Source organism: Rhodococcus sp. UNC23MFCrub1.1 (assembly GCF_000686025.1).
Classification (GTDB): Bacteria; Actinomycetota; Actinomycetes; order Mycobacteriales; family Mycobacteriaceae; genus Rhodococcoides.
This window is the reverse complement of the sequence record NZ_JMLQ01000016.1, coordinates 18,005-43,602: the sequence shown is the minus strand read 5'-3', so window position 1 is coordinate 43,602 and position 25,598 is coordinate 18,005. Positions and strand designations below refer to the sequence as shown.

Genomic DNA, 25,598 nt, shown 5'->3' with positions numbered 1-25,598 from the left:
AAGTACGTCACCTGCACCCGCGGCGCGTTCCTCGACGTCGTGGTCGACCTCCGCAAGGACTCACCGACGTACGGCACCTGGGACTCGGTGCTCATCGACGACGTCGACCGCCGCGCGGTGTACCTGCCCGTCGGGCTCGGGCACGCGATCCTCTCCCTCGAGGACCACTCCACGGTGATGTACCTGTGCAGCCTCGAGTACACCCCCGGAGCGGACCGCGACATCCACCCGCTCGACCCCGACCTCGCCATCGACTGGCCCACCCGCGGCCGCGACGGCACACCCCTGACCTACCAACTCTCCGACAAGGACGCCGCGGCACCCGCCTTCAAGGACTGGGCCTAGCCCCCGTGCGCCTTGTACGTATCGCTGGATGCGCAGAAGGCGCACGGGCGCGTCAGCGCAACTTGAAGATCACCGCTCGCTGGACCACGAAGTTGATCACCGTCGCGGTGCCCTGCGCGACGACGAACGCCGCGGCGCTGTAGAGGATCGTCTCGGGCCACAGGTGCCCGAACAGCGTGTACAGCACGTTCTGGACACCGAACGTCGCCGCGTACAGGACGACGACGGCCACGAACCGCGCCCGCGACGGCGGTGCCGCGAACGTCCAGCGCCGGTTGATCAGGTACGCGACGGTGGTGCCGACGACGAAACCGGCGGCCTTGGCCAGGGAGAGCTGGACGTCGAGTCCGTACTGGAGCGCGATCGTGATGCTGAAATCGACGATGGCCGACAACACGCCCGTCGCCAGGAATCGCAGGATCTGCGTCTTCAGGTCGAGTGCGTCGTCGGCAGTGTTCTCCGTGACGGGGATCTCGACGGGGAGAGGAACGCGCTGGTGATCGTCTGATGACACAGAGCGTCAGCGTACTGGGCCTGCCACTGCCTGTAACCTGACGAACGATGTCCATCACCGAAATGCCACCCACCAGTGCGCGCACCCTCACCGGGTGGGCACGTACCGCGCCCACCACGGCGCAGGTGCTGACCACGTCCGATCCCGAGATCGTGGCCGCCGCCGTCCTCCGGGTCGCGGAGCAGAACGAGAGCAAGCCGTCCCATCTGCGGCGCGGCGTCATAGCCCGCGGACTCGGCCGCTCGTACGGTGACAACGCGCAGAACGGCGGCGGGCTCGTCGTCGACATGAGCGCACTGAACCGCATCCACTCGATGGACGCGGAGACGCACATCGTCGATGTGGACGGTGGAGTGAGTCTGGACCAGCTGATGCGTGCGGCACTGCCGTTCGGGTTGTGGGTTCCCGTGCTCCCCGGCACTCGTCAGGTGACCATCGGCGGCGCCATCGGGTGTGACATCCACGGCAAGAACCATCACAGCGCCGGCAGCTTCGGCAATCACGTGCGCTCGATGGAGCTGCTGCTCGCGGACGGCACCGTCCGCCACATCACGCCCGACGGCGACGACGCGCCGCTGTTCTGGGCCACGGTGGGCGGAAACGGCCTGACCGGCATCATCCTGCGGGCGACCATCGAGATGACGCCGACCGAGACCGCGTACTTCATCGCCGACGGCGACGTGACGGCGAGCCTCGACGAGACCATCGCGATCCACAGCGACGGCAGCGAGAGCCGGTACGACTACTCGAGCGCCTGGTTCGACGCCATCTCGGGTCCGCCGAAGCTGGGACGTGCGGCGCTGTCGCGCGGATCGCTCGCGACCCTGGACCAGCTGCCGGCGAAGCTGCAGAAGGATCCGCTGCGCTTCAGCGCGAAGCCGCTGCTGACCTTCCCCGACGTGTTCCCCAACGGCCTCGCGAACAAGTACACGTTCGGACCCATCGGCGAGCTCTGGTACCGCAAGTCGGGTACCTACCGCAGCAAGGTGCAGAACTTGACGCAGTTCTATCACCCGCTCGACATGTTCGGGGAGTGGAACAGGGCCTACGGCCCGGCCGGATTCCTGCAGTACCAGTTCGTGGTGCCGCCGCAGGCCGTCGGCGAGTTCAAGAAGATCATTCACGACATCCAGCGCTCGGGGCACTACTCGTTCCTCAACGTCTTCAAGCTCTTCGGACCGGGCAACCAAGCGCCACTGAGCTTCCCGATCGAGGGCTGGAACGTCTGCGTCGACTTCCCGATCAAGGAGGGTCTCGGCGCGTTCGTCGCGGACCTCGACCGGCGGGTGCTCGAGTTCGGCGGACGGCTCTACACAGCCAAGGACTCCCGGACGTCCGCGGACACGTTCCACGCGATGTACCCGCGCATCGACGAGTGGATCGCCGTTCGGCGATCCGTCGACCCCACAGGCGTCTTCGCCTCGGATATGGCCAGAAGGTTGGAACTGCTGTGACGATCGATGCTGTGGGCGACCCGCAGACCATTCTCGTACTGGGTGGCACGAGCGAGATCGGCCTCGCGATCACCGAGGAGTACCTCTCGACGTCGTCGGCTCGCGTGATTCTCGCGGCGCTGCCCAACGATCCCCTGCGTGACGCGGCCGTCGCTCAGCTGACGGCCAAGGGCGCCAAGTCCGTGGAGGTCATCGACTTCGACGCGCTCGACACAGCGTCGCACCCGAAGGTCATCGACGAGGCCTGGTCGAAGGGCGACGTCGACGTCGCGATCGTGGCCTTCGCGGTGGACTTCGACCCGGAACTGCTGTGGCAGGACCAGAACAAGGCCGTGCTCACGGCCAACATCAACTACACCGCGTCGGTGTCGGTGGGTGTGCTCCTCGGCGAGAAGATGAAGGCGCAGGCCTTCGGCCGCATCATCGTCATGTCCTCCGTCGCGGGCGAGCGCGTGCGGCGCTCCAACTTCGTCTACGGCTCCACCAAGGCCGGACTCGACGGGTTCTACCTCGGCCTCGGGGAAGCCCTGCGCGAGTTCGGACCTCGCGTCACCGTCATCCGTCCGGGCATGGTGCGCACCAAGTTCAGCGCGCACGTCAAGGAAGCACCGCTGACGGTGGACAAGGAGGACATCGCCAAGCTGGCCGTGTCCGCGTCCCGCAAGGGCAAGGATCTGGTGTGGGCTCCGGGGCCCTTCCGCTTCGTCATGATGGCGCTGCGGCACGTCCCGCGTCCGATCTTCCGCAAACTCCCCATCTGAGCAGGGCCATGCCGAACAGAGTCATGCGGACGGCTCTGAGTACCAGCGCAGAGGCCGTCGCCGCGGCAGTCGTCGCGGCCGCGGTGGCGGCGGTCGGTCTGTACGCTTTCTCCCTGGTGCAGTGGCCGGCATTCAACTCCTCCAACGTGACTCGCGCCGTCGCGACGGTCGGGCAGGTGGCTGCTCTCGCCGTGCTGGCCGCGTCGGTGGTGATGCTCCGGCTGCGCCGCTCCCCCCGTGTCGCGACCCTGCTGTCGTGGATCGGCCTCTCCGGATTCGTCACCGTCACACTCGGCATGCCGCTGGCCGCCACGAAGCTGTACCTGTTCGGCATCTCGGTGGATCAGGAGTTCCGCACCGAGTACCTCACTCGCCTCACCGACTCGCCGGCACTGGCCGACATGACCTACGCCGACCTCCCGCCGTACTACCCCGCGGGGTGGTTCTGGGTCGGTGGCCGGGTCGCGGACGCGCTCGGTATTGCCGGGTGGGAGGCCTACAAGCCCTACGCCATCGCGTCCCTCGCCGTCGCCGCCGTGGTCTCGCTCGTGCTGTGGCGCAGTCTCGTTCGGGCGGACCTGGCAGTACTGGCCGCGCTCGGCGTGACGGCCCTGATGCTGGCCAACGGTTCACCCGAGGCCTACGGCGCCACGATCGCAGTCATGATCCCGCCCGTGCTGATCCTGGCGTGGGGTGCACTCCATCGCCCGGGGTCGACGCGCAGCGCAGGATGGGGAGCCGTCGTCGGCACCGGCCTGTTCCTCGGTGTCGCCGCGACGGTCTACACCCTCTATCTCGGTATCGCGGCCTTCACCGTCGTGCTCATGGCGGTGGTCGCGGCGGTGTTGCGCTATCGGGAGAACCGTTCCCTCGCAGTGCTGCTCGACCCGGCACTTCGCCTCGTCGTCATCGCAGGCATCTCCGGGCTGCTCGCGCTCACCGTCTGGGCGCCGTACCTGCTCGCGTCGCTGACGGGCAGCACGGCGGAGAGCGGTACCGCTCTGCACTACCTGCCGGAGTCCGGGTCCGAGCTGCCCTTCCCGATGGCGCAGTTCACCCTCACGGGCGCCCTGTGCCTCGTCGGCACTCTGTGGATCGTGGTGCGCGTCCGTGATTCTCGCCGTGCGCAAGCCCTGGGTCTCGGCGTCGTCGCCGTCTACGGGTGGTGCCTGCTGTCGATGCTCGCCACCGTCGCGGGTACCACCCTGCTCGGCTTCCGACTCGAGGCGGTGCTGGTGCTGATCCTCGGCACCGCGGGCGTGTTCGGCTTCGTGGAGGGCGCTCGGGCGCTGTACCTGGTGGCGAGTGAGTCGCCCCGGGTCCGAACCGTCTCCGTCGCGGTCGGGATCGTCGGTGCCGTCGCCTTCGCCCAGGACATCCCCCACGTCCTGCAGAACGAGATCACGGTGGCGTACACGGACACCGACGGCGACGGAGTCCGTGCCGATCAGAGACCACCGAGCGCCGTGTCGTACTACGGCGAGGTCGACGCGGCACTCCAGGAGGCGCGGCCCGGTCCGCGGACCGACACGGTGTTGCTCACCTCGGACACGACGTTCCTCGCGTACCACCCGTATTTCGGGTTCCAGGGGCTGACGTCGCACTACGCGAACCCGCTCGCCGAGTTCGCCGCCCGCGCCGACGCCATCGAGTCGTGGAGCGATCTGCGCAGCAGCGACGAACTGATCGCCGCCCTCGATGCCCTGCCGTGGCGCGCCCCCGACGCGTTCCTCTTCCGTCGCGGCGCCGACGGTTACACGTTGCGTCTCGCGGAGGACGTGTACCCCAACGATCCGAACGTGCGCCGCTACACCGTCTCCTACCCCGAGTCGCTGTTCGACGACCCTCGGTTCGAGATCCGCGAGATCGGTCCGTTCGTCCTCGTCGTGCGCACGTGACCGCCCGCCGGGCGGACCTCCTCGCTGCCACCGTCTACACGCTGCTGTCCGTGCTGGTGCTGCACAACCAGTGGCAGCACCTGCAGTCGCAGTACCTCCGTTTCAGCGGCCAGGACCAGACCATGTGGGAGTGGTTCTTCGCCGTGACCGCCCGCTCGGTCACCCATTTCGACAACCCGTTCTTCTCCGACCTGCAGAACGCGCCCGACGGCGTGAACATGATGGCCAACACCGCGATGCTCGGCCTGTCGGTACCTCTGACACCGATCACTCTGGCCTTCGGACCGGCGGCCACGTTCACCCTCGCCCTGACGCTCGGGCTGGCGACCACCGCCTACGGGTGGTACTTCCTGTTCTCCCGCACCGTGATCCGGTCACGTGCGGCCGCGGGTCTCGGCGGGCTCCTCTGCGGGTTCGCGCCGGGCATGATCTCGCACGCCAACGCCCACCCCAACTTCGTCGTGCTGGGAGTCCTGCCGTTCATCCTGTATCTGCTCGTCCGAATGGCCGACGCGGAGAACACTCGCCGTCGCCGTCACGCCGTCGTCCTGGGTCTCCTGGTGGCGTGGCAGGTGATGCTCGGCGAGGAGCCGCTCCTCGTCTTCGCGGTCGCCGTCGCCCTGTTCACGGTGCTGTACTGGGTGTTCCGGCCGCGCCGGTTCGTCCCCATGGTCCGGCACGCGGCACTGCCCGTGCTGGGTGCCGCACTGCTGACAGCGGTGCTCGTCGCGATACCCCTGTGGTGGCAGTTCCGCGGGCGACAGCACTACAGCTACCTCGACCACAATCTGCCCGGGAACGATCTGGTGTCACTCGTCCGGTTCCCGCCCCAGTCGCTCTGGGGTGCAGCGTTTCCGATGGACGACGTCGCCCTGAACCCCACCGAGCAGAACGCGTACTTCGGCATCCCGCTGCTGCTTCTCGTCGTGGTCTCCGCCGTGGTGCTGCGCCGTCGTCCGATCGCGGTGGCCGCCTTCGTGTCGATCCTGATCCTCGGCGTCGCCTCACTGGGCGTCGCCCTCGTGGTCGACGGGACGGAGACCGGCATCGCCCTGCCCGGCGAGTACCTCGACCGGATCCCGCTCCTGCAGTCCGTCCTCGAGACCCGGTTCGTACTGGCCGCGGTGCCGGCCATGGCGCTGCTGATCGCGATGGTCACCGATCGCGTCCTGACCGCACCCGCCTCGCGCCGCGTCGCCGTGGTGTGGACGGGCGCTCTCGCCGTCGCACTCGTCCCCCTCGCACCGACACCGCTGCCGACGGCCGACCGGGGAGAGACCCCGTCGTTCCTGGCGGACGGGACGTGGCGCGAGTACGTCGACACCGACGACCCGGGATCGATCGTCACCGTGCCGGTCCCGAATCCCGGCACCGCCGCAGCGCTGCGCTGGCAGGTGGACACCGGGCTCGAGTACCGCATCGCCGGTGGCTACTTCGTCGGACCGAGCGGACAACCGGACGGGGAGGCGAAGTACGGCGCGATCGATCGACCCACCGCGAAGCTGCTCGGCACCGCGGGACGCACCGGCATCGTCCCGACACTGAACGACGATCAGCGACGCACGGCGCGAGAGGACCTCGCGTTCTGGGATGCCGACGTGGTGATGCTGCCCCCGACCGAGAACCAGGACGCACTGCGCGACACCGTCGACGATCTGCTGGGTCGCACCGCCACCGAGATCGACGGCACGTACGTGTGGGACGTCCGCTGACGGTCGCGGATTCTGGCGGGGCGGGTCTCGTCGCCTAGCATCGTGGCGTGCCGACAACCGCCGAGACGACGACCGAACCACCGGCCCCGGCGTCGAGACCGAGTCGATTCGCCTTCGGGAAGGCCGGAGGCCGGTCGGGACAGTTCGCCACCACGCGCATCGTCGCGATCGTCACGGGTCTGCTCGGCACACTTCTGGCGATCCTCACCCCGCTCCTGCCCGTCGAGCAGGACGCCGCGTCCGTCACCTGGCCGCAGGACGGCTCGTTCACCAGCGTCGAGACGCCCCTCGTCTCGTACAACCCGCTCTCGCTGTCGGCCACCGTCCCGTGTTCCGTTCTCGCCGACGCCGCGCCGGGCAGCCTGGTGCTGTCCACCGTTGCGCCGCAGTCACCGGACGCCCGGCGCGTGGGCCTCGTGGTCACACGGACCGACGCCGGCGACGTCACCGTCGTGCTGCGCGACCAACTGCTGCTCTCGGTGCCCGCGGACACCGTGGCCGGCTGCGATGCGCTCACTCTCACCTCGACGCCGGAGAGCACCACCGCGGCGGTCGGCGATCTCACCGGCACGGCCCCGGGCGACGTGCGCCCCCAGACCGTCGGGGTGTTCAGCGACCTGACCGGATCCGCACCGGCCGACATGTCGGTACGCATCGACGTGGACTCCCGGTTCTCCTCCTCACCGTCGACGCTGAAACTGCTCGCGATCGTGCTGGGATCGCTCCTGGTCGTCGCGTCGCTGGTCGCACTGCACCGGCTCGACGACGCCGACGGCCGGCGCGCACGGCGGTTCTTCCCCCGGCACTGGCTCCGGGTCACCGGCGTGGATGCCGTGGTCGTGGGGACGCTGCTGCTGTGGCACGTCATCGGCGCCAACACCTCGGACGACGGATATCTGCTCAACATGGCGCGGGTCTCCGAGCACTCGGGATACATGGCCAACTACTACCGGTGGTTCGGCGTGCCCGAGGCGCCCTTCGGCATGCCGTACTACGACATGCTGGCCGCACTGGCCAAGGTGTCGACCGCCAGCCCGTGGATGCGCCTGCCCGCGCTGATCGCGGCCGTCCTGTGCTGGCTCGTCATCTCTCGGGAGGTCATCCCGCGCCTCGGTCGCGCGGTACGCACCCGACCGGTGGCCGTGTGGACGGCCGGTCTGGTCTTCCTGGCCTTCTGGCTGCCCTACGACAACGGCCTGCGTCCCGAGCCGATCATCGCACTCGGCGCTCTGCTCACCTGGTGCTCCATCGAGCGCGCGGTCTCCACCGGGCGCCTGCTGCCCGCGGCCGTGGCCGTGGTGATCGCCGCCTTCTCCCTCGCTGCCGGACCCACCGGCCTCATCGCGATCGCCGCGTTGCTGGCCGGCGCGCGCCCGGTCATCCAGATCGTCGTCCGTCGGCGCCACGCCGTCGGACTGCCCGCGCTGCTGGCCCCGATCCTCGCGGCGGGCACCGTGGTGCTGTTCGCCGTGTTCGCCGACCAGACCGTCGCCTCCGTCCTCGAGGCCACCCGTGTCCGATCCGCGGTCGGACCCAACGTGAAGTGGTTCGACGAGCGGTACCGCTGGGACGCTCTGCTGAACATCGCTCCGGACGGGTCGCTCGCCCGCCGCTTCGCCGTCTTCGCGATGCTGCTGTGCCTCGTGACGTGCCTCGTCGTGATGCTGCGCCGCGGCGGCCGGATCCCGGGAACGTCGACCGGTCCGTCCCGCCGCATCCTCGGCATCGTCGCCGGAGCCCTCGCCCTCATGATGTTCACGCCGACCAAGTGGACGCACCACTTCGGCGTCTACGCCGGGCTCGCAGGGTCTCTCGCCGCGCTCGCCGCCATCGCCGTGATGTCGGCGACGGAGCGTTCACCGCGCAACCGGACTCTGTTCACGGGCGCCGTCCTGTTCCTCACCGCGCTGGCGTTCACCGGGTCCAACGGGTGGTGGTACGTCTCGAGCTACGGCGTGCCGTGGTTCGACAAGCCCCCGTCCATCGCCGGCAAGGGCTTCGCGACGCTGCTGCTCGGGCTCACCGTGCTGACGCTGGCGTACGCCGCATGGCAACACTTCCGCGCTCCCTACGTCGGCGCCGAGCCGGCGCGGACCCGGCGTTTCAGCGGGGCCTCGCTCACCGTCGTGGCCGGCCTCGTGGTGCTGTTCGAGGTGTTGTCCCTGCTGAAGGGCGCGGTGTCGCAGTACCCCGCGTACTCGGTGGCCCGGTCCAACGTGAACTCGATCCTCGGTCAATCGTGTGGCCTGGCACGCGACGTCCTGGTGGAGACCGATCCGAACGCCTCGATGCTCCAGCCGCTGAACCCCGAGCCGGGCGCCGACCCGCTCGCCGGGACCGCCAGCGTCGGCTTCACCCCGAACGGCGTCGCCGGCGATCTGAGCGCCGATCGCGAGAGCTCGGGTGCGACAGGCGGAGCCAACTCGGTCGACCCCTCGGACACCGATCAGCAGGCCACCGCGAACAGCGCGGGCACCGGGGGCGGCACCACCGCCGGCACCGGCGTCAACGGCTCGCGGATCGCGCTGCCGTTCGGGCTGGACCCCGCGACCACGCCGGTTCTCGGCAGCTTCGGCTCCGGTGACGCCGCACCGGCGAGCCTCACGTCCGGCTGGTACGCGCTGCCCGACGCCGCGCAGCGAGACTTCCTGTCCGTCACCGCCGCGGGTCGTATCCGCTCGGTCGACACCGACGGCATCGTCACCCCGGGGCAGAGCCTCGAGGTGGAGTACGCCACGGTCGGGGCGGACGGTGCCGAGGAGATCCTCGGACGCGTCGCGCCCATCGACATCGGCCCGCAACCGTCGTGGCGCAACCTGCGGGTCCCCCTCGACCAGGTCCCGCCGACCGCCAACGCTGTGCGACTCGTCGCCTCCGACGAGGATCTGGCGGGCGACCAGTGGCTCGCCGTCACCCCGCCGCGCGCACCGCGGACCACTGTTCTCAACGACGTCGTCGGGTCCACCGACCCGGTGCTGCTGGACTGGTCCGTCGGACTCGCGTTCCCGTGCCAGCGGCCGTTCGACCACCGCTACGGAGTCGCCGAACTGCCGGAGTGGCGCATCCTGCCCGACCGCAACGGGGCCGAGTCGACCAATGCCTGGCAGGACTCCGTCGGCGGCGGCCCCCTGGGCTGGACCGCACTGGTCCTGCGCGCGGAGACGGTACCGACCTACCTGGCGGACGACCTCCGTCGCGACTGGGGATCCCTCGAGCGCTATCTGCCCCTCGACCCGGACGCGGTGGCCGTCGAACCCGACGTGACCACGTCGTCGCGTTCGGGCATCTGGTCGCCCGGACACATCAAGTACCAGTAAGTAACCAGCGGGTGCAGCAACCGGATCACGGTCGCATAACATCGGGAGCCGTGCCCGACGCCCTCACCTCTTCGCCGACCGCGCCGACACCTGCCGGCCCGGATCGCTCGGTGGACGTCCGACAGCAGTACCGCACCACCCGCCTCGTGGCGATGGTGGCGGGGGTTCTCGGTGTTCTCTTCGCGATTCTGACCCCGTTCCTTCCGGTCACCCAGGACGACGCCGTCGTCCAGTGGCCGCAGGACGGCACCGTCGACAGTGTCGATGCACCCCTGATGTCCCAGGTGCCGGTCTCGGTGTCGGTCTCCATCCCCTGCAGCGCCGTCGCGGACGTGCCGGCCGCGGGCGGCATCCTCCTCTCCACCGCGCCGCCGCAGGGCGAGGGCGCCGCGCTGAACGCGATGTTCGTCCGCGTCGGCGAGAACACGGTCGACGTCCTCGACCGCAACGTCGTGATCGTCTCCGCCCCACGCTCCGAGGTGCAGTCGGCCGCGTGCGGGGCGATCACCTTCACGTCCACCATCGATGCCACGTCCGCGTCGTTCGACGGGCTCGTGGACGCACAGGGCAATCCCCGCGCGGGTCAGCTCGGCGGCGACCTGCGGCCCCAGGTGGTCGGCGTCTACTCCGACCTCGCCGGCAGCGCCGCGCAGTACCCGGGCCTCGACGTGTCGATCGCCGTCGACTCCCGTTTCTCGTCGTCGCCCACCGTGCTCAAGCTGCTCGCCATGGCCGCCGCCATCGCCTGCACGGCGCTCGCACTGAGTGCGCTGGCCAGGCTCGACGGTGTCGACGGCCGCACCCACCGCCGCTTCTTCCCCGCGCACTGGTGGAAGGTCACCGGTATCGACGCGGTGGTGGTCGGCGCGCTCGCCGGCTGGCACTTCTTCGGCGCCAACACCGCGGACGACGGGTACCTGCTCACCATGGCCCGCGTCTCCGAGAACGCCGGCTACATGGCCAACTACTTCCGCTGGTTCGGTGTCCCCGAGGCGCCCTTCGGCTGGTACTACGACGTGCTGGCCGCGTTCGCCAAGATCTCCACGGCGAGCCCCTGGATGCGCCTGCCCGCGCTGATCGCCGGCATCCTGTGCTGGCTGGTCATCAGCCGCGAGGTGGTCCCGCGCCTCGGGCGCGCGGTGCGCGTCAACTCGGTCGCCGTCTGGACCGGCGGACTGGTCTTCCTCGCCTTCTGGCTGCCGTACAACAACGGGCTGCGTCCCGAGCCCGTCGTGGCCCTCGGCGCCCTGCTCACGTGGTGCTCCGTCGAGCGCGCCATCGCGACCGGACGGCTGCTCCCCGCCGCCATGGCAGCGCTGATCGGCGCCTTCACCCTCGCCGCCGCACCCACCGGCCTCATGTGTGTCGCCGCGATCCTGACGGGCATCCGGCCGCTGGTGCGCATCGTGGTCAAACGGCACCGCATGGTCGGGACGCTGCCGCTGCTGGCACCCATCGCCAGTGCCGGCGTGCTGGTCCTCATCGTCGTCTACGGGGACCAGACCTTCGCGGCGGTCCAGGAGTCGACGCGTGTCCGCACGCTCATCGGTCCGAACCTGCCCTGGTACAACGACTTCCTGCGGTACTACTACCTCTTCGTCCAGACGGTCGACGGATCGGTCGCCCGCCGCTTCGCCTTCCTGACCATGCTGCTGTGCCTCTTCACCACGGTGTTCGTCCTGCTGCGGCGCAAGCGGATCCCGGGCGTACCGTCCGGTCCGGCGTGGCGTCTCATCGGTGTCGTCTTCGGCACCATCTTCTTCATGATGTTCAACCCGACGAAGTGGACCCACCACTTCGGGGTGTACGCCGGCATCGCCGGTTCGCTCGCGGCGCTCACCGCCGTCGCGGTCTCGGCCAGTGCACTGCGGTCGCGGCGCAACCGCACCGTCTTCGTCGTCGGTCTCGCCTTCGTTCTCGCACTGTCGTTCTCGGGCATCAACGGGTACTGGTACGTCTCGAGTTACGGCGTGCCGTGGTTCGACAAGGTGGTCTCGGTCAAGGGAATCCAGTCCAACACCGTGCTGCTGATCCTGTTCTTCGCCGCCGTCGGACTCGCGGCATGGCACTATCTCCGCGAGGGATTCGCTGCGCCGCAACCGAAGCCCGGAACCGAACGCGGGCGGCGCATCCGCAAGTTCGCGGCCGCGCCGCTCACCGTGGTGGCCGGGTTGCTCGTTCTGTTCGAGATCCTCTCGCTCCTCAAGGGTGCCGTCTCGCAGTACCCCGCCTACTCGCTCGGTCGCTCCAACGTGCAGGCGTTGGCCGGCAACAGCTGCGGACTGGCCGGGGACGTCCTCGTGGAGTCCGACCCGAATGCCGGTGTGCTGTCGCCACTTCCGGGACCAGTGGACACTGCCACGGGCCCACTGGGCGGCGCCGAGCCCGTCGGCTTCACACCCAACGGCATCCCCACCGACCTCAGTGCCGACGCCGTGGAGGTCAAGCCCGGACAGGGCAACACCGACCAGCAGTCCGTGGGCGCGTCCTTCGAGGAGGGTCAGTCCTCCGGTACCGCGGGTGGTGTCGGCGCCGCCGGCGTCAACGGCTCCACCGCGCGCCTGCCCTTCGGGCTCGACCCCGCCACGACACCCGTCCTCGGCTCGTACCAGACCGGGGTGCAGACACCGGCCTACGCGACGTCGAGCTGGTACGGCCTCCCCGCGCGCAGTGACGACGCGCCCCTGGTGGTGGTCAGTGCGGCCGGCCGCATCTGGTCCGAGAACCAGGAGACCGGCGAGAACACGTACGGTCAGTCGCTCCGCGTCGAGTACGGCATCCGGCAGCCGGACGGCTCGGTGCAGGTCCAGGGCGACTACCTCCCCAAGGACATCGGCCCGGCACCGTCGTGGCGCAACCTGCGCATCCCGCTCGACGAGCTCTCCCCCGATGCGGATGCCGTGCGTGTGGTCGCCAACGATCCCAACCTCACCGGTGACCAGTGGCTGGCCTTCACGCCGCCCCGCGTGCCCGTGGTCGTCCCGCTGCAGGAGGAGATCGGCACGACGCAGCCCGTCCTGCTGGACTGGGCCGTGGGGCTGCAGTTCCCGTGCCAGCGTCCGTTCGACCATCTCGACGGCGTCGCCGAGGTGCCGAACTTCCGCATCCTGCCCGATCGCGGGTTGGCGGTCTCGTCCACCGACACGTGGCAGGCCGCGGAGAACGGTGGCCCGCTGGGCTTCACCGAGATGCTGGCGACACCCACCACCGTGCCGACGTACCTGAACCACGACTGGGGACGCGACTGGGGTTCGCTCGAGCGCTACGACAGGTTCGATCCGAGCGCGTCCGCAGCGACCGTCGAGGTCACCGAGCAGACCCGGAGCGGGCTGTGGTCGCCGGGGACGCTGCGGGTCTACTAGACGGCGTTCGTCACCCCGTGGGCTCCGCCGGCGCGATCGGCGACGGGTGTGAGCACGAGTTCGGCGCGGGGACGCCGTCGAAGCGGTCCTGCAACCAGTCGACCGCCACCAGGCCGCCGACCTTCGCCGTGTCCTGGTGTGCCACCTGGCCGATCCAGGCGACGTCGGACTCGGGAGACGGTGCGGAGCAGGCCGTCCGGGCCAGCAGCGCCGTCGTGTTCGGGAGGACGACCGTGTCGGCGAGGCTCTGGACGACGAAGAGGGGTATGTCGACGCGCGAGAGGTCGATGGTCTGATCCGCTGCCGCCGCAGCCCAGTCCGGGTTCTGCATGGGGTCGGAGTCGAAGAACTGCTCCCCCTCGGCGCGCTCGAGCAACAGTTCGGGCAGTTCGTCCGTGATGCACCCGTCGGCCAGCGACCGGTAGCGCGACATCGCCGCGTCGCCGAGCACCCCCTCGAGCGGCAGGTCGGGATACACGACCGGCCACGAGACCGCGACGCTGGGTCCGATCCCCCACGCCACGAACGCGTTCCACTGTTCGGAGAACAGCGGACCCAGCAGCGCCGCGGGCGCTGCCGCCGCCGCGCCCACCGACCGGAGCTCGGGCGCGTAGCCGGCGAACATCGCCGTGCCGATCGCCGCGTGACCGCCTTGCGAGTGCCCGAACGTGGCGTACACCGAACTCGCTTGCGCCGGAGCGTGATCGCGCGCCGCACGCACCGAGTTCAGAACGTCCTGCGCCTCGCTGCGGGCGATCAGATAGTAGGTGTCACCGGCGGTGCCGAGGCCCGTGTAGTCGGTCGCCGCGACGACCCACCCGCGCTCCATCACGGACGGCAACCAATTCGTGAAGTCCAGGGTGTCCATCGTCGGGTGGTACCGCCGCGACGGGGTGCACTCGTCTCCGAAGCCGAGCGTGCCGTGAGACCACGCCAGAACCGGACGACCACCCGGCGGCGCCGGTGCCGTCGGCACGATGAGCATTCCGGACGAGACGGCGGGCGACCCGTCGGGACGCTGGGTGCCGTAGAGCATCCGGTAGGCCGTGCCGCCGGGCACGTCCAGATCGTCGATCGGCTCGATGCGGATCAGCTCACCCGGCGCGGCAGGCGTGTCCGGTGACTCGTAGAACGACGCGATCGACTCCTGGAACCGCGCATCGTCGCGAGACGTCGTGGACGACCGCGTGATCACCACCGCCACCACCGCGGCCACCACCAGCACCACGACCGCTCCGACGCAGGCCAGGACGACCACGGTCCGTCTCATGGCAGCACGATAGCCCCGGCGGAACTAGATCGGGAACAGATGCTGCTTTCTCGGTCGCGGTTCCTTCGCCTTGTCGCGCAGGATATGCAGGGCCTTGCGGATCTCGAGACGCGTGGTGGACGGCTCGATCACGGCGTCGATGTAACCGCGCTCGGCGGCCACCCACGGCGTCGCCACGTGCTCGTTGTAGAAGTCGATGAATCCCTGACGGATCGCCGGAGCGTTGTCGCCCGCCTCGGCCAGCTGCTTGCGCGCCATGATCGACACCGCACCCTCCGCGCCCATCACCGCGATACGTGCTGTGGGCCAGGCGAAGTTGATGTCGGCGCCGAGCTGCTTCGACCCCATCACCGCGTATCCGCCGCCGTACGACTTGCGGATCACGATGGTGACCTTGGGGACCGATGCGCACACGTACGAGAAGATGAACCGGCCACCGCGCTTGATGACGCCGATCTTCTCCTGCTCGAGCCCCGGCAGGAATCCCGGTGTGTCCGTGACCAACACGAGCGGGATCTCGAAGGCGTTGCAGATGTTGATGAAATGAGACGCCTTGTCGCTGCTCGCCGCGTCCAACGCGCCGCTGAGGTGCATCGGCTGGTTGGCCACCACTCCCACCGGACGACCGTCGACGCGGGCGAACCCGACGATGATGTTGGACGCGGTCTGTGCGGTGAGTTCGTGGAAGTCACCGTCGTCGAAGATCCGCAGCAGAATCTCGTGCATGTCGTACCCGGCGTTGTCCGAGTCCGGCATGAAGGTGTCCAACGAACGATCGTCGTCCGTGATGGTCGGCTCGAGACCGGGGTTGATGACCGGCGGCTGCTCGTGGCAGTTCGACGGCAGGTACGACAGGTACTTGCGCACCCACTCGAACGCTGCCTTCTCGTCCTGAGCCACGTGGTGCACGTTGCCGTACTCGGCCTGCTTCCGGGCACTCCCGAGATCGTGGAGGCTGACGTCCTCGCCGGTGACGGACTTGATGACGTCCGGGCCGGTGACGAACATGTAGGCCTCTTCGGTGGCCACGATGATGTCGGTGTTGATCGGCGCGTACACGGCGCCGCCGGCGCACTTGCCCAGGATCACCGAGATCTGCGGGCACATGCCGGACAACGGTTCCTGCCGACGACCGAGCTCCGCGTACCAGGCCAGCGACGTGACGGCGTCCTGCACACGCGCGCCGCCCGAGTCGTTGATACCGACGCACGGGCAACCGACGTCCGCCGCGAACTCCATGATGAGCGCGACCTTGCGGCCGAACATCTCGCCGACGGTGCCGCCGAACACGGTCTGGTCGTGCGAGAACACGGCGATCGGTCGGCCGTCGACCGTGCCGTGGCCGGTGACCACGCCGTCGCCGTACAGCGAGTCCTGGTTGCCGGGCGCGCGGACGAGGGCGCCGATCTCGACGAAGGAACCCGGATCGAGCAGCATGTCGATGCGCTCGCGCGCACTCGGAATGCCCTTCTTCGCGCGCTTGGCGATGGCGACGTCCCCTGCGGGTTCCCGCGCCACCTCCAACTTCTCGCGCAGTTCGGCCAGCTTGGCGGCAGTGGTGCTCACGTGTGCGACTCGCTTCCCTCCGGCGTGATCGACGCCGAAATGTCTCGCATCTTGCCCGTCAGATCCGCGGCGATCGCGCGGATGTACGGCTCGTCGATCACCGCGAGGTGGTCACCGCCGATGTGCACGATGTCCAGATTCGGTGCGAACGGCGCCCAGCCGCCGTGCGGCTCCCGCTTGCCGAGCCGAGGCTCGAGCGCGATGGCGTCGTCGTGGTACTTGTCCGCCATGTAGAGCGTGACGTCCCCGTCGTAGTGCTGGGGCCGGGCGGTCTGGATCGCGCGGTTGTCCAACCAGGACGTGCGCTGGTGCTCGATGATGCCGCTGGGGATCTTGGCGCTGCTCATCTTGACCATGTCCATGATGATCTTGATCTGGCCGTCGTCGTCGGCCTGTGCCAGCTTCTCGTACGGCAGCGGGTAGTCGACGTTGTAGAGCTTCTTGCCCACCTGCGCGTAGCGCTTCCAGCGGAGCTCGATCTCCTCCGGGGTGTCCGGGATCGGCTCGTACGGCATGACGGTGTCGATGAGCCCGACGTAGCGCACGTCGGCGCCCTCCTCGCGGAGCATCGTCGCGACGGCGTACGAGAGCACACCGCCGAGGGACCAGCCCATCAGCACGTACGGCCCGTCGCCCTGGATCTCCCGGAGCAGGGGCAGATACTCGCGGGCGCGATCCTCGATCGGTCCCTCCGTGCGCTCGAAGCCGTACATCGGCGTGTCCGCCGGGAGTCGCTTGAGCAGCGGCTCGTACACGACGCACGAACTGCCCGCGGGATGGAAGACGAACACCGGCACCGCGGTGGAGCCCTCCGGGCGAGCGCGCAGCGTGCGCACCAGTCCGGTGACGTCGCCCGACTCGAGGAACGGCCGCACCACGTCGGCGAGCTGCTCGATCGTCTCCGAGTCGAGGATGTCGTCGAACGTGATCTCGCCCTTCGACCGCTCACTCAGACGCTCCGCGAGCTTCTCGGCCGTCGGATCGTCCAGCACGGGAAGGGGATTGAAGATGCCCCTGGCGGACTGCCCCGTCACGACGGCCCACGTCGCGAAGGTGAGGCGCTCCGCGGCGTCACGCGGTGCGACGTCCGTCCCGGTCGCCTCCGCGAACGACTGTGCGTCGCCCACGTCGGTCACCGCGTCGGACACGGGCGCCTCGAACGCCGTCGCCGCGGTCGGGCCCGCCTGGCCGCTGTCGGATCCCGGTACGGTCTCGTCGACCGCGGTCTCGGGCTCGGCGATCACCGGATCCGGCTGTGCGACAGGGGGTTCCTGCTCGGGCGTCTGATCGGCGGCCTGCTCGGCCGTGCGCTCGCGCTCCTGCTGCTCGGCGAGCGCCGCGACCTCCTCGCGATTGTCCAGCGCGTAGCGGAGGTACTTCTCCACCTCACGCAGGCTGGCGTCGCGCACGGCCTGCAACTGCACCTGGGGGATGTCGAACTCGAACTCCACGCGGTTCTTGATGCGCACGGCCATCAGTGAGTCGAGACCCAGTTCGATCAACGGGATCTCGGCCGGCAGATCCTCCGGCGCGTACCCCATCGACTCGGCGACGATGATCGCGAGACGATCCTCCATCGTCTGTGTCCCGTTCGGGATCCAGCGATCGCCGAAGTCGTCGACGACCTCGGGTTCCTCCTCCACGAACGGAGCCGCCGCGGCGGAATCGCCTGCGGGAGCCAGCGATCCGACACCGCCCGCCGCGGTGACCACGGCGTCGGCGACCGGCACGAAGAGGGTGCCGTCGTTCCAGTGCACCTGGAGGGACGCACCGCCCGGATGCGGGGTGAGCGTGGTGGTGAGCGAACCGGTGGTGGGCACGGGGCGCTGCGTGACCACGGCGCCGACCGTCACGTCGCCCAGCACCTCGCCGGCGAGTGTCGACACCAGATCTCCGATGGCGGACACACCGGCCACCGGTGTCTCCCAGACGACGCGGCCGTCGGGCAACGCGACTCGCGCGCCCCCGGCGCTGCCGCTGCCCAGATGCACCGCGGCGTCGATCCAGTGGTGTTTGCGCACGAAGGCGGTGCGTGGCGGTTCCGCGTACTCGCCGGGCCCGAACAGACTCGACAGCGTCACGGCATGGCCGTGCACGTAGAGGTCGGCGAGTGCGGCGAGGAACGTCGCGGGCTCGCTCTCCTTGCGCTTGAGCGTCGCGATCAGCGTCGCGTCCGGGACACCCGTCGCCCAGGCCGTGGCGGCGACGGACATCAGCGCCACCGGATTGGGCGACAACTCCACGAAGGTGGTGTAGCCGGCATCCACGGCCAGCTTGACCGCTTGGGTGAACCAGACGGGATGGCGCATGCCCTTGGTCCAGTACTCGACACCGTGGATCGGCTCGTGACCCGCGCGGTAGAACGCTTCCCTGTCCACCGACGAGAACACCGACACGGCGAGTGGGGTGGGCTCGATGCCCATCAGTTCGGCCGCGAGCTCGCCCAGCAACGGATCGACGGCCGAGGTGTGTCCGGCGCCCTTCACGTCGAGGATGCGGCCCATCTTGCCGAGCGACTCGGCGTACTCGACCAGCTGTCGCACCGGCTCGGCCGGTCCGCCCACGGTCGTGTGCGTCGGCGCTGCGTACACACTGGGCTCCACCCCGGGGAAGCGGTCGGTGAGGTCGGCGACCTCCTGCGCGGAGAACTCCACCAGCGCCATCGCGCCGGCCTCGGCGTCGCCGAGACCTTCCTGGCCCTCGCCGAGCAGTCGCGAACGCGCCACGATGATGCGCACCGCGTCCTCGAGGTTCAGACCACCGGCGGCGTACGCGGCGGCGACCTCACCCATCGAGTGGCCCACCACCGCGGTCGGCGCGGCGCCGTACGCACGCAGCGTCTCGACGAGCGCCACCTGGATCGCGAAGATCCCGACCTGCGAGTTCTCGAAGTCGTACGTGAGCGAGTCGTCCGAGACGATCGCCCGGATCGAGTACCCGGACTCGTCCTCGATGAGGGCGTCGACGCGATCGAGCGCCGCGGCGAACAGCGGCTCGGACGCGTAGAAGTCCTTCGCCATCGTGCGGTGCTGCGCACCGAAGCCGGAGAACACCCACACCGGGCCGTTGGACGCGGGCGCGTCGGCGGAGAACACGCCGGGGCCCGGCTTGTTGTCGGCGACGGCGCGCAGTCCGGCGACGGCCTCGGCACGCGTCGTGGCGAGCACGACGGCGCGGGAGCGCCCGTGATTACGACGGGCGAGGGACCGACCGAGAGCCTCGAGGTCCGTGGTGCTGCCGACCTCGGACTCGATCCAGTCGGCCAGATCCGATGCCGCACGACGACGGCGCGACGGCATGCTCGCCGACACGGCGAGGAGAACGGGTCCCGGCTCCGGCGCCTCCTCGGACTCGGCCGGAGACGCCGACACGCCCGCGAGTACCCGCTCGATGTCCGCCGGCGTCTCCTCGGGAACGCCCACGGGCTCCCCGATCAGCGCTTCCGGATCGACCGCTGTCGAATCGAACTCCGGCGAATCGAACTCGGGTGCGCCGGCAACGCTCGGCGCCGACGCGGCGGGAACGTACTCGCGGACCACGACGTGCGCGTTGGTGCCGCCGAAACCGAAGCCGGAGACACCGGCGATGGCGGTGCCGGAGTACCGGGGCCAGTCCGTCGCGGTGTCGACGACGCGGAGCCTGGCCGCGTCGAACGGAATGTAGGGGTTGGGTCCGGCGTAGTTCAGGGACGGCGGCACCTGGTTCTCGCGCATCGCGAGGATCACCTTGATGAGCCCCGCGGCGCCCGCGGCACTCTCGAGGTGGCCGAAGTTCGTCTTCGCGGAACCGAGCAGCGCGGGCTTGTCCGCGTCGCGTCCGCGGCCGACGACGCGACCCAGTGCATCGGCCTCGATGGGGTCGCCGAGGATGGTGCCGGTGCCGTGCGCCTCGATGTAGTCGACGGTGGTGGGCACGATGCGGGCGTCGCGGTAGGCGGTCCGCAGGACGTCGGCCTGGGCGTCCGGGTTGGGCGCGGCCAGCCCGTTCGAGCGACCGTCCTGGTTGACCGCGCTGCCCGCGATGACCGCGAGCACGGTGTCCCCGTCGCGCTCGGCGTCCTCGAGACGCTTGAGCACCACCAGGCCGCCGCCCTCCGAGCGGATCATGCCGTCGGCGTCCGACGAGAACGCCTTGATGCGGCCGTCGGGTGCGAGCACGCCGGTCTGCCCGAATCCGAGCGTCGCGGCGGGCGAGAGCAGCATGTTCACGCCGCCGGCCAGGGCCAGGCTCGACTCGCCGGTGCGGAGGCTGCGCACCGCCTGGTGCACGGCGACGAGGGACGACGAGCACGCGGTGTCCAGCGCGACGGACGGCCCGCGGAAGTCGTAGAAGTAGGACACGCGCCCCGCGACGACGGCGGTCGACGTGCCGGTCAGTGCGTAGGGGTGCGGGTCGGGATCGCTGACGGCGATCATCTGGTAGTCGTTGGTCGACGTGCCGATGAAGACGCCGACCTGCGTGCCCTTGAGTTCGTTGGCCGGAATCCGCGCGTCCTCCAGCGCTTCCCACGTCAGCTCCAGCGCGAGGCGCTGCTGCGGGTCGACGTTGGCCGCCTCGCGCGGCGACATGGCGAAGAACTCCGCGTCGAACGTCTTGACGTCGTCGAGGTACCCGCCGCGGGTCACCGTCTTCTCCACCGCCTCGGCGATGGCACGGTCGCCGAGGAACTCGGACCACCGGCCCTCGGGCAGATCGGTGATGCCGTCGCGTCCGCCGGACAGCATGTCCCACATCTCGTCCGGCGTGTGGCCGGCACCCGGGAAGCGGGTGGACACGCCCACGACGGCGATGTCGTGACTGTCGTCGGTGGTGCCGGACAGGTAGAACGCGTCGTCGGTGGTGCCGCTCTCCGACTCGGGCTCCCCGTCGATGATGCGTGTCGCGAGCGAGGCGATCGTGGGGTGCTGGTACGCGACCGTGGCCGTCAGCGTGACGCCGACCAGATCCTCGATGTCGCCGCTCAGCGCGACGGCGTCGCGGGACGCGAGACCGAACTCCTCCATCGGACGGTCGTCGGAGATCTCCGAGACGTCCTTGCCGGTGGCCTCGGCGACCCAGGCGCGGAGCCAGTCCCTCAGCTGCGCGACGGTCATGTCGCCCGCCTGCGGGGCCCCGGCGTCACCTGTCGGCTCCGGTGCGGACGTCGTTGTCTCTTCTTCAGCCATCAGCTCGCCAAACTACCCGCGTCGGGTGATCAGTCTTCGGGATTGTCGGGGAACGCCGTCTGCTGGTAGCCGCCACGCAGCGTGCCCTCGATGTACGCCGCCTTGCAGGCCCGACGCGCGATCTTACCGCTGGACGTACGCGGGATCGAACCGGCGGGAACCAGGAGGATGTCGCGTGCCGTCACGCCGTGGCGAGTCGAGATCGCCGCACGCACGGTGTCCGCGATGGGCTGCGGATCCGCCTTGCCGGCGCCCGGCGCCCGCTCGGCCACGATGACCAGCTGCTCCGACGAGTCACCCGGGTCTCGGGTGAGTCCGGCGCCGCCGTGCTCGAAGACGAAGTCGGGAAGCTGGTTCGCGGGCACGGCGAAGGCCGCCACGAAACCGGGGCGCAGAGCCGTGCTCGCGTCCTGGGCGGATGCCTCGAGGTCCTGCGGGTAGTGATTGCGGCCGTCGACGATGACCAGGTCCTTCACGCGACCGGTGATGTAGAGCTCGCCGTCCACGTAGACACCGAAATCGCCGGTGCGCATCCAGTTCGCGCCCTCGGCCGCACCGTCGGCGTGGCTGTTCTCCGTCTGGCGCGAGACCAGCTTGTTGTGGAAGGTCTCCGAGGTCTCCTTCTCCCGGCCCCAGTAGCCCTTGCCGATGTTCTCGCCGTGCAGCCAGATCTCACCGACGTGCCCGTCGGGAACCTCGGACGCGGAGTCGGCATCGACGATGGCGGCCCACTGGCTGCGTGCGACGTAGCCGCACGACACCTGCGGAATGGAGTTGGGCGTTCCCTCGGCGACCTGGACGACACGTCCGGAGTTGAGCTCCGTGCGGTCGACGTGGATGACCTTGGCCTCGTCCGAGTGCTTGGTGGAGGAGACGAACAGTGTCGCCTCCGCCATGCCGTACGACGGCTTGATGGCCGTCTTCGGCAGTCCGTACGGCATGAACGCGTCGTTGAACTTCTTCATCGACGTGGTGGTGACCGGCTCGCTGCCGTTGATCAGGCCGATGACGTTGGACAGGTCCAGCGACTCGCCGTTCTTCGGCAGGCCGCGCTGTGCCGCGTGCTCGAACGCGAAGTTCGGTGCGGCCGCGAATGTGCCGGCACCGTCGGACACGGCGGCGAGTTCCTTGATCCATCGCCACGGCCGCTGCACGAAGGCACGCGGGCTCATGATGGTGATGTACTTGCCGCCCAGCGCCGGCAGGATCACGGTGAGCAGGCCCATGTCGTGGAACAGCGGCAGCCACGTGACGCCGCGCGAGTCGTGGTTCAGCTCGATCGCGTCGACCATCTGCAGGGCGTTGACGCCGACGGCGCGGTGCGTGATCTCCACACCGGCCGGCACGCGGGTCGATCCGGACGTGTACTGCAGGTACGCGATCGCGTCGATGTCGGTGGGCGGCTCGGTCCAGGTGGCGCCGACGCTGTCCGGGATGGCGTCGACCGCGATGATGCGGGGGCGCTGCGCTGCGGGAAGAGCGCGGAAGAACTGGCGTACACCGGCGGCCGAGTTGGTCGCGGTGAGGATCGCCGACGGCGAGCAGTCGTCGAGCACGGCGTGCAGGCGGTCGCTGTGTCCGGGCTCGTCCGGATCGAAGAGCGGTACCGCGATGGTGCCCGCGTAGACGGCACCGAAGAACGCCACGACGTAGTCGAGACCCTGAGGAGCGAGGATCGCCACGCGGTCACCTGGCGACGTCACCTGCTGCAGGCGCGCGGCCACGGCGCGCAGACGGGCACCGAACTGCGACCAGGTGAGCTCGTGCACCTCACCGTCACGCTCCCGCGAGTAGTCCACGTAGCGGTAGGCCAGGTCGTCGCCGTTGTCCGCGACGTTCTGCTCGACGTGGCGGACCAGCGTCAGATCCTCGCGGATCACGATGTTGCCGGTGTCGTCGACGAAATCGTCGAACGAGTTACTCATCATTCTCTCCTCCGAAGCAGTGCGACACCGCCGGCTACACGACACCGCCCAGTTCTGATGTGGGCGCGGTCTGCTGGATGCACGCGCTCGTTCTCGAGCGTCGCCATCTTACTCACCGGTAAGTCTCACCGGTCCCGCTCACCGATCGTGACAGCGAGAACCACAAGCATGGTACAGACCCGCCGAGCGACGACCGTCATTCTCCCGCCAGCAGCGGAATGACCGGAGCGAAGGCGTCCATCTGCGTCGGGAAGACACCGACGTACGACATCGTCGTCCGGGCCCGCACGTTCCGGATCTGGTCCGCGATCTCCTCGAAGCTCCCGATCGCGATGTACGGCGACTCCAGGATCTGCTCGACGGTCAGACGTGTGTCGACTTCCATGTTGGGCGGGAAGCCGTTGTCGAGCGCACCGATGACCATCTCCGCCGTCTGCTCCCGATCGTCCGAGATCAGGATGGTCGTGATGGTCCAGTTCAGCTCGATGTCGGCGAACCGGTCGCCCGCAGCGGCGCGGATGAGCTCGACGCGCTCGATGCTCTTCTCCATGGTGATCTCGGACAGCTTGAGCTTGCCCTCGCGCGTGGTGCTGGGGACCAGGGAGATGATGTCGGCGTGCTTGGCTGCCATCGCGAGCATCTTCGGGCCGCCGCCGCCCACGGCGATGGGAGGCCGGGGGCCCTGGCGCGGCCGCGGGCTGCCCTGCAACCCGTTCACCTGGTAGTGCTTGCCCTGGAAGTGGCACTCCTGCCCACGCATCAGGGTGTCGAGAATGGTGAGCGACTCGTCGAGCTTCTCGATGCGCACACCGGGGCTCTCGTAGGCGATGCCCGCCTTGTCGTACTCCTCCTTGAGCCAGCCCGCACCGATTCCCAGCTCGAGCCGTCCGCCGGAGATCTGGTCGATGGTCGTCGCGTCCTTCGCCAGCACCGCCGGGTGACGGAAACCGTTCGCGAGGACTGCGGTCCCGAGGCGGATCTTGTCGGTGGCGACGGCCAGCGCGCCGAGCGCGGCGATGGGGCCGACCTGGTTGCCCAGGTGGTCGGGAATCATGAAGCTGTCGAAACCCAGCTCCTCCGCCTTCTGCGCCAACTTCACGAAACGCCGTGCGCCGCCCTCGTCCGGGTTGCCCTCACCGCCTGCCGCGAAGCGGAACGTGCGCAGTGGCGCAGTGGTGGCCGCGGCGTCGGCAGAACTCATGAATTTTCTCTCCTGCAGCGTCGAGGGAAGGTGCGGTGGCCGGAGTCGAAGCCGACTCGCCACTCTAACCGTTACCGGCTCGAGACCAAAGTTGCCCCGCGCAGCACCTTCCGTCAGCTGTGAGCAGGCGTCGGAGCCGACGCGACGAGCCCCGCCGCCCAGTTCGCCGTCCACTGTGTGGCGGTGGTGCCGGCGTCGTCTACGACGTACCGAGCGTAGTTGCCGTGCACCGGATTACCCGCCGCACCGGCCAGTGCGGTCAGCGACGACGGGATGTTGCGGAGCGACATCGCCTCGGGCGGCGCCGCGCAGATGAGGTCGCCGGGAGCGCAGATCGAGAAGGTCCGATCGGCGAGCGCACCGAACCCACCCTGGCGGGCACCGGTCATGGTGATTCCGGGTACGTCGAGACCGCCGAGAGCCACCTCCGCGCCCACGCCGTCCACCGGCGGGCCGATCTGCTGCGCGCTGGTGCCGTCGCGTCGGCCGTCCGCGATGACGGTGACGCCGAGGACTCGCTCCGCCGGAACCGGACCCGCCCCTGCGCCGATCGACGCGGCGAGATCGCCGACGATGACTGCTCCCTGCGAGAACCCTGCGAGCACGTAGGACGTGAGCGGGCACTCCGAGGACCGCTGCGCCAGGATCTCGTTCGCCTTCGCGGCGCCCTCCGACCGGCTGACGTTGTACGAGGCCTGGCCGTCGGGCGGGAACGCGATGGGATTGGAGAACTGCGCGACGTACGGAACCGTGTAGACCTCGGCGCGCTCGGGGCCGAACTGCTGCTGCAGCGGCTGAGTCACGTTCAGCATCAACGAGATCGGGTTCGCGGTGGGAGCGTAGGGATCGTCCGCCGCGTTCGACTCCCACGTGCCCGGCACCGAGAGCACGAACACGTCGGGGCACGACGCCGGCTGCGAGGTGGGCGGCTCGGCACCGGGAACCTGCGGCTCACCAGGACCGGGTGTCGTCAGTCGACCCGCGAGCAGGTACCAGAGCAACAGCAGGACGAGGACGACGACGAGCGCGACCGCGAGCAGGACGAGCAGTGTGCGCGCCACCGAACGCCGACGCGGCGGCCCGGGCCGACCGGATCGTGTCACGAGGC

At 69.3% G+C, this 25,598-nt stretch carries 14 protein-coding genes; 7 read left to right on the top strand and 7 right to left on the bottom strand.

Annotated elements, in window-relative coordinates:
* Nucleotides 1-345, top strand: a 345-nt coding sequence (locus tag BR07_RS0122245; RefSeq protein ID WP_027507287.1) for a dTDP-4-dehydrorhamnose 3,5-epimerase family protein, incomplete at its 5' end; no start/stop codon positions are given.
* 52 nt (nucleotides 346-397) lie between these two features.
* Here the strand turns inward: BR07_RS0122245 and BR07_RS0122240 are convergent.
* Nucleotides 398-859 carry a GtrA family protein gene (locus BR07_RS0122240; protein ID WP_081821494.1) on the bottom strand — a complete coding sequence of 154 codons (462 nt, stop codon included), beginning with the start codon at nucleotides 857-859 and terminating at the stop codon, nucleotides 398-400.
* Between the two features lie 47 nt (nucleotides 860-906).
* Between BR07_RS0122240 and BR07_RS0122235 the strand changes: the two genes are divergently transcribed.
* Genes BR07_RS0122235 through BR07_RS0122210 form a run of 6 tightly spaced genes read left to right on the top strand, consistent with a single transcriptional unit; the run spans nucleotide 907 to nucleotide 13,363 of the window.
* Nucleotides 907-2,313, top strand: a complete 1,407-nt coding sequence (locus tag BR07_RS0122235) for an FAD-binding oxidoreductase (protein ID WP_027507285.1) — start codon at nucleotides 907-909, stop codon at nucleotides 2,311-2,313.
* Complete coding sequence (locus BR07_RS0122230) at nucleotides 2,310-3,074, top strand: decaprenylphospho-beta-D-erythro-pentofuranosid-2-ulose 2-reductase (protein ID WP_027507284.1); 765 nt, start codon at nucleotides 2,310-2,312, stop codon at nucleotides 3,072-3,074. Before BR07_RS0122235 ends, BR07_RS0122230 begins: the two co-directional genes overlap by 4 nt.
* Before the next feature lie 8 nt (nucleotides 3,075-3,082).
* Nucleotides 3,083-4,972: a galactan 5-O-arabinofuranosyltransferase gene (locus BR07_RS0122225; protein ID WP_231476483.1), complete on the top strand. Its 1,890-nt coding sequence runs from the start codon at nucleotides 3,083-3,085 to the stop codon at nucleotides 4,970-4,972.
* Nucleotides 4,969-6,684 carry a 6-pyruvoyl-tetrahydropterin synthase-related protein gene (locus tag BR07_RS26035; RefSeq protein WP_155957168.1) on the top strand — a complete coding sequence of 572 codons (1,716 nt, stop codon included), beginning with the start codon at nucleotides 4,969-4,971 and terminating at the stop codon, nucleotides 6,682-6,684. Before BR07_RS0122225 ends, BR07_RS26035 begins: the two co-directional genes overlap by 4 nt.
* Before the next feature lie 47 nt (nucleotides 6,685-6,731).
* Entirely contained in the window at nucleotides 6,732-10,001 is a 3,270-nt protein-coding gene (locus BR07_RS26030) for an arabinosyltransferase domain-containing protein (protein ID WP_037187485.1), read from the top strand.
* A 50-nt stretch (nucleotides 10,002-10,051) separates the two neighbouring features.
* Entirely contained in the window at nucleotides 10,052-13,363 is a 3,312-nt protein-coding gene (locus tag BR07_RS0122210) for an arabinosyltransferase domain-containing protein (protein ID WP_027507282.1), read from the top strand.
* A 10-nt stretch (nucleotides 13,364-13,373) separates the two neighbouring features.
* Here the strand turns inward: BR07_RS0122210 and BR07_RS26450 are convergent, their stop codons facing one another.
* The 6 genes from BR07_RS26450 to BR07_RS0122180 form a co-directional block, all read right to left on the bottom strand.
* Entirely contained in the window at nucleotides 13,374-14,633 is a 1,260-nt protein-coding gene (locus BR07_RS26450; protein ID WP_051613705.1) for a lipase family protein, read from the bottom strand.
* A 24-nt stretch (nucleotides 14,634-14,657) separates the two neighbouring features.
* The gene (locus BR07_RS0122200; protein WP_027507281.1) at nucleotides 14,658-16,199 is read right to left on the bottom strand and encodes an acyl-CoA carboxylase subunit beta; all 1,542 of its coding nucleotides are present in this window, start codon (nucleotides 16,197-16,199) and stop codon (nucleotides 14,658-14,660) included.
* Nucleotides 16,196-21,364: a polyketide synthase Pks13 gene (gene pks13, locus BR07_RS0122195; protein WP_037187477.1), complete on the bottom strand. Its 5,169-nt coding sequence runs from the start codon at nucleotides 21,362-21,364 to the stop codon at nucleotides 16,196-16,198. The genes BR07_RS0122200 and pks13 overlap by 4 nt, the downstream gene beginning before the upstream one ends.
* Before the next feature lie 29 nt (nucleotides 21,365-21,393).
* Nucleotides 21,394-23,289, bottom strand: coding sequence for a long-chain-fatty-acid--AMP ligase FadD32 (fadD32, locus tag BR07_RS0122190; protein ID WP_027507279.1), 1,896 nt, complete (start codon nucleotides 23,287-23,289; stop codon nucleotides 21,394-21,396).
* A gap of 196 nt (nucleotides 23,290-23,485) precedes the next feature.
* Nucleotides 23,486-24,490, bottom strand: a complete 1,005-nt coding sequence (locus tag BR07_RS0122185; protein ID WP_027507278.1) for an LLM class F420-dependent oxidoreductase — start codon at nucleotides 24,488-24,490, stop codon at nucleotides 23,486-23,488.
* A gap of 113 nt (nucleotides 24,491-24,603) precedes the next feature.
* Nucleotides 24,604-25,593, bottom strand: a complete 990-nt coding sequence (locus BR07_RS0122180) for a cutinase family protein (RefSeq protein ID WP_081821493.1) — start codon at nucleotides 25,591-25,593, stop codon at nucleotides 24,604-24,606.
* Nucleotides 25,594-25,598: the final 5 nt, after the last annotated feature.

Coding starts and splice junctions, on each gene's coding strand:
- fadD32 (WP_027507279.1), bottom strand. CDS start 23,289: ATGAGTAACTCGTTCGACGATTTCGTCGACGACACCGGCAACATCGTG.
- BR07_RS0122235 (WP_027507285.1), top strand. CDS start 907: ATGTCCATCACCGAAATGCCACCCACCAGTGCGCGCACCCTCACCGGG.
- pks13 (WP_037187477.1), bottom strand. CDS start 21,364: ATGGCTGAAGAAGAGACAACGACGTCCGCACCGGAGCCGACAGGTGAC.
- BR07_RS0122225 (WP_231476483.1), top strand. CDS start 3,083: ATGCCGAACAGAGTCATGCGGACGGCTCTGAGTACCAGCGCAGAGGCC.
- BR07_RS0122185 (WP_027507278.1), bottom strand. CDS start 24,490: ATGAGTTCTGCCGACGCCGCGGCCACCACTGCGCCACTGCGCACGTTC.
- BR07_RS26450 (WP_051613705.1), bottom strand. CDS start 14,633: ATGAGACGGACCGTGGTCGTCCTGGCCTGCGTCGGAGCGGTCGTGGTG.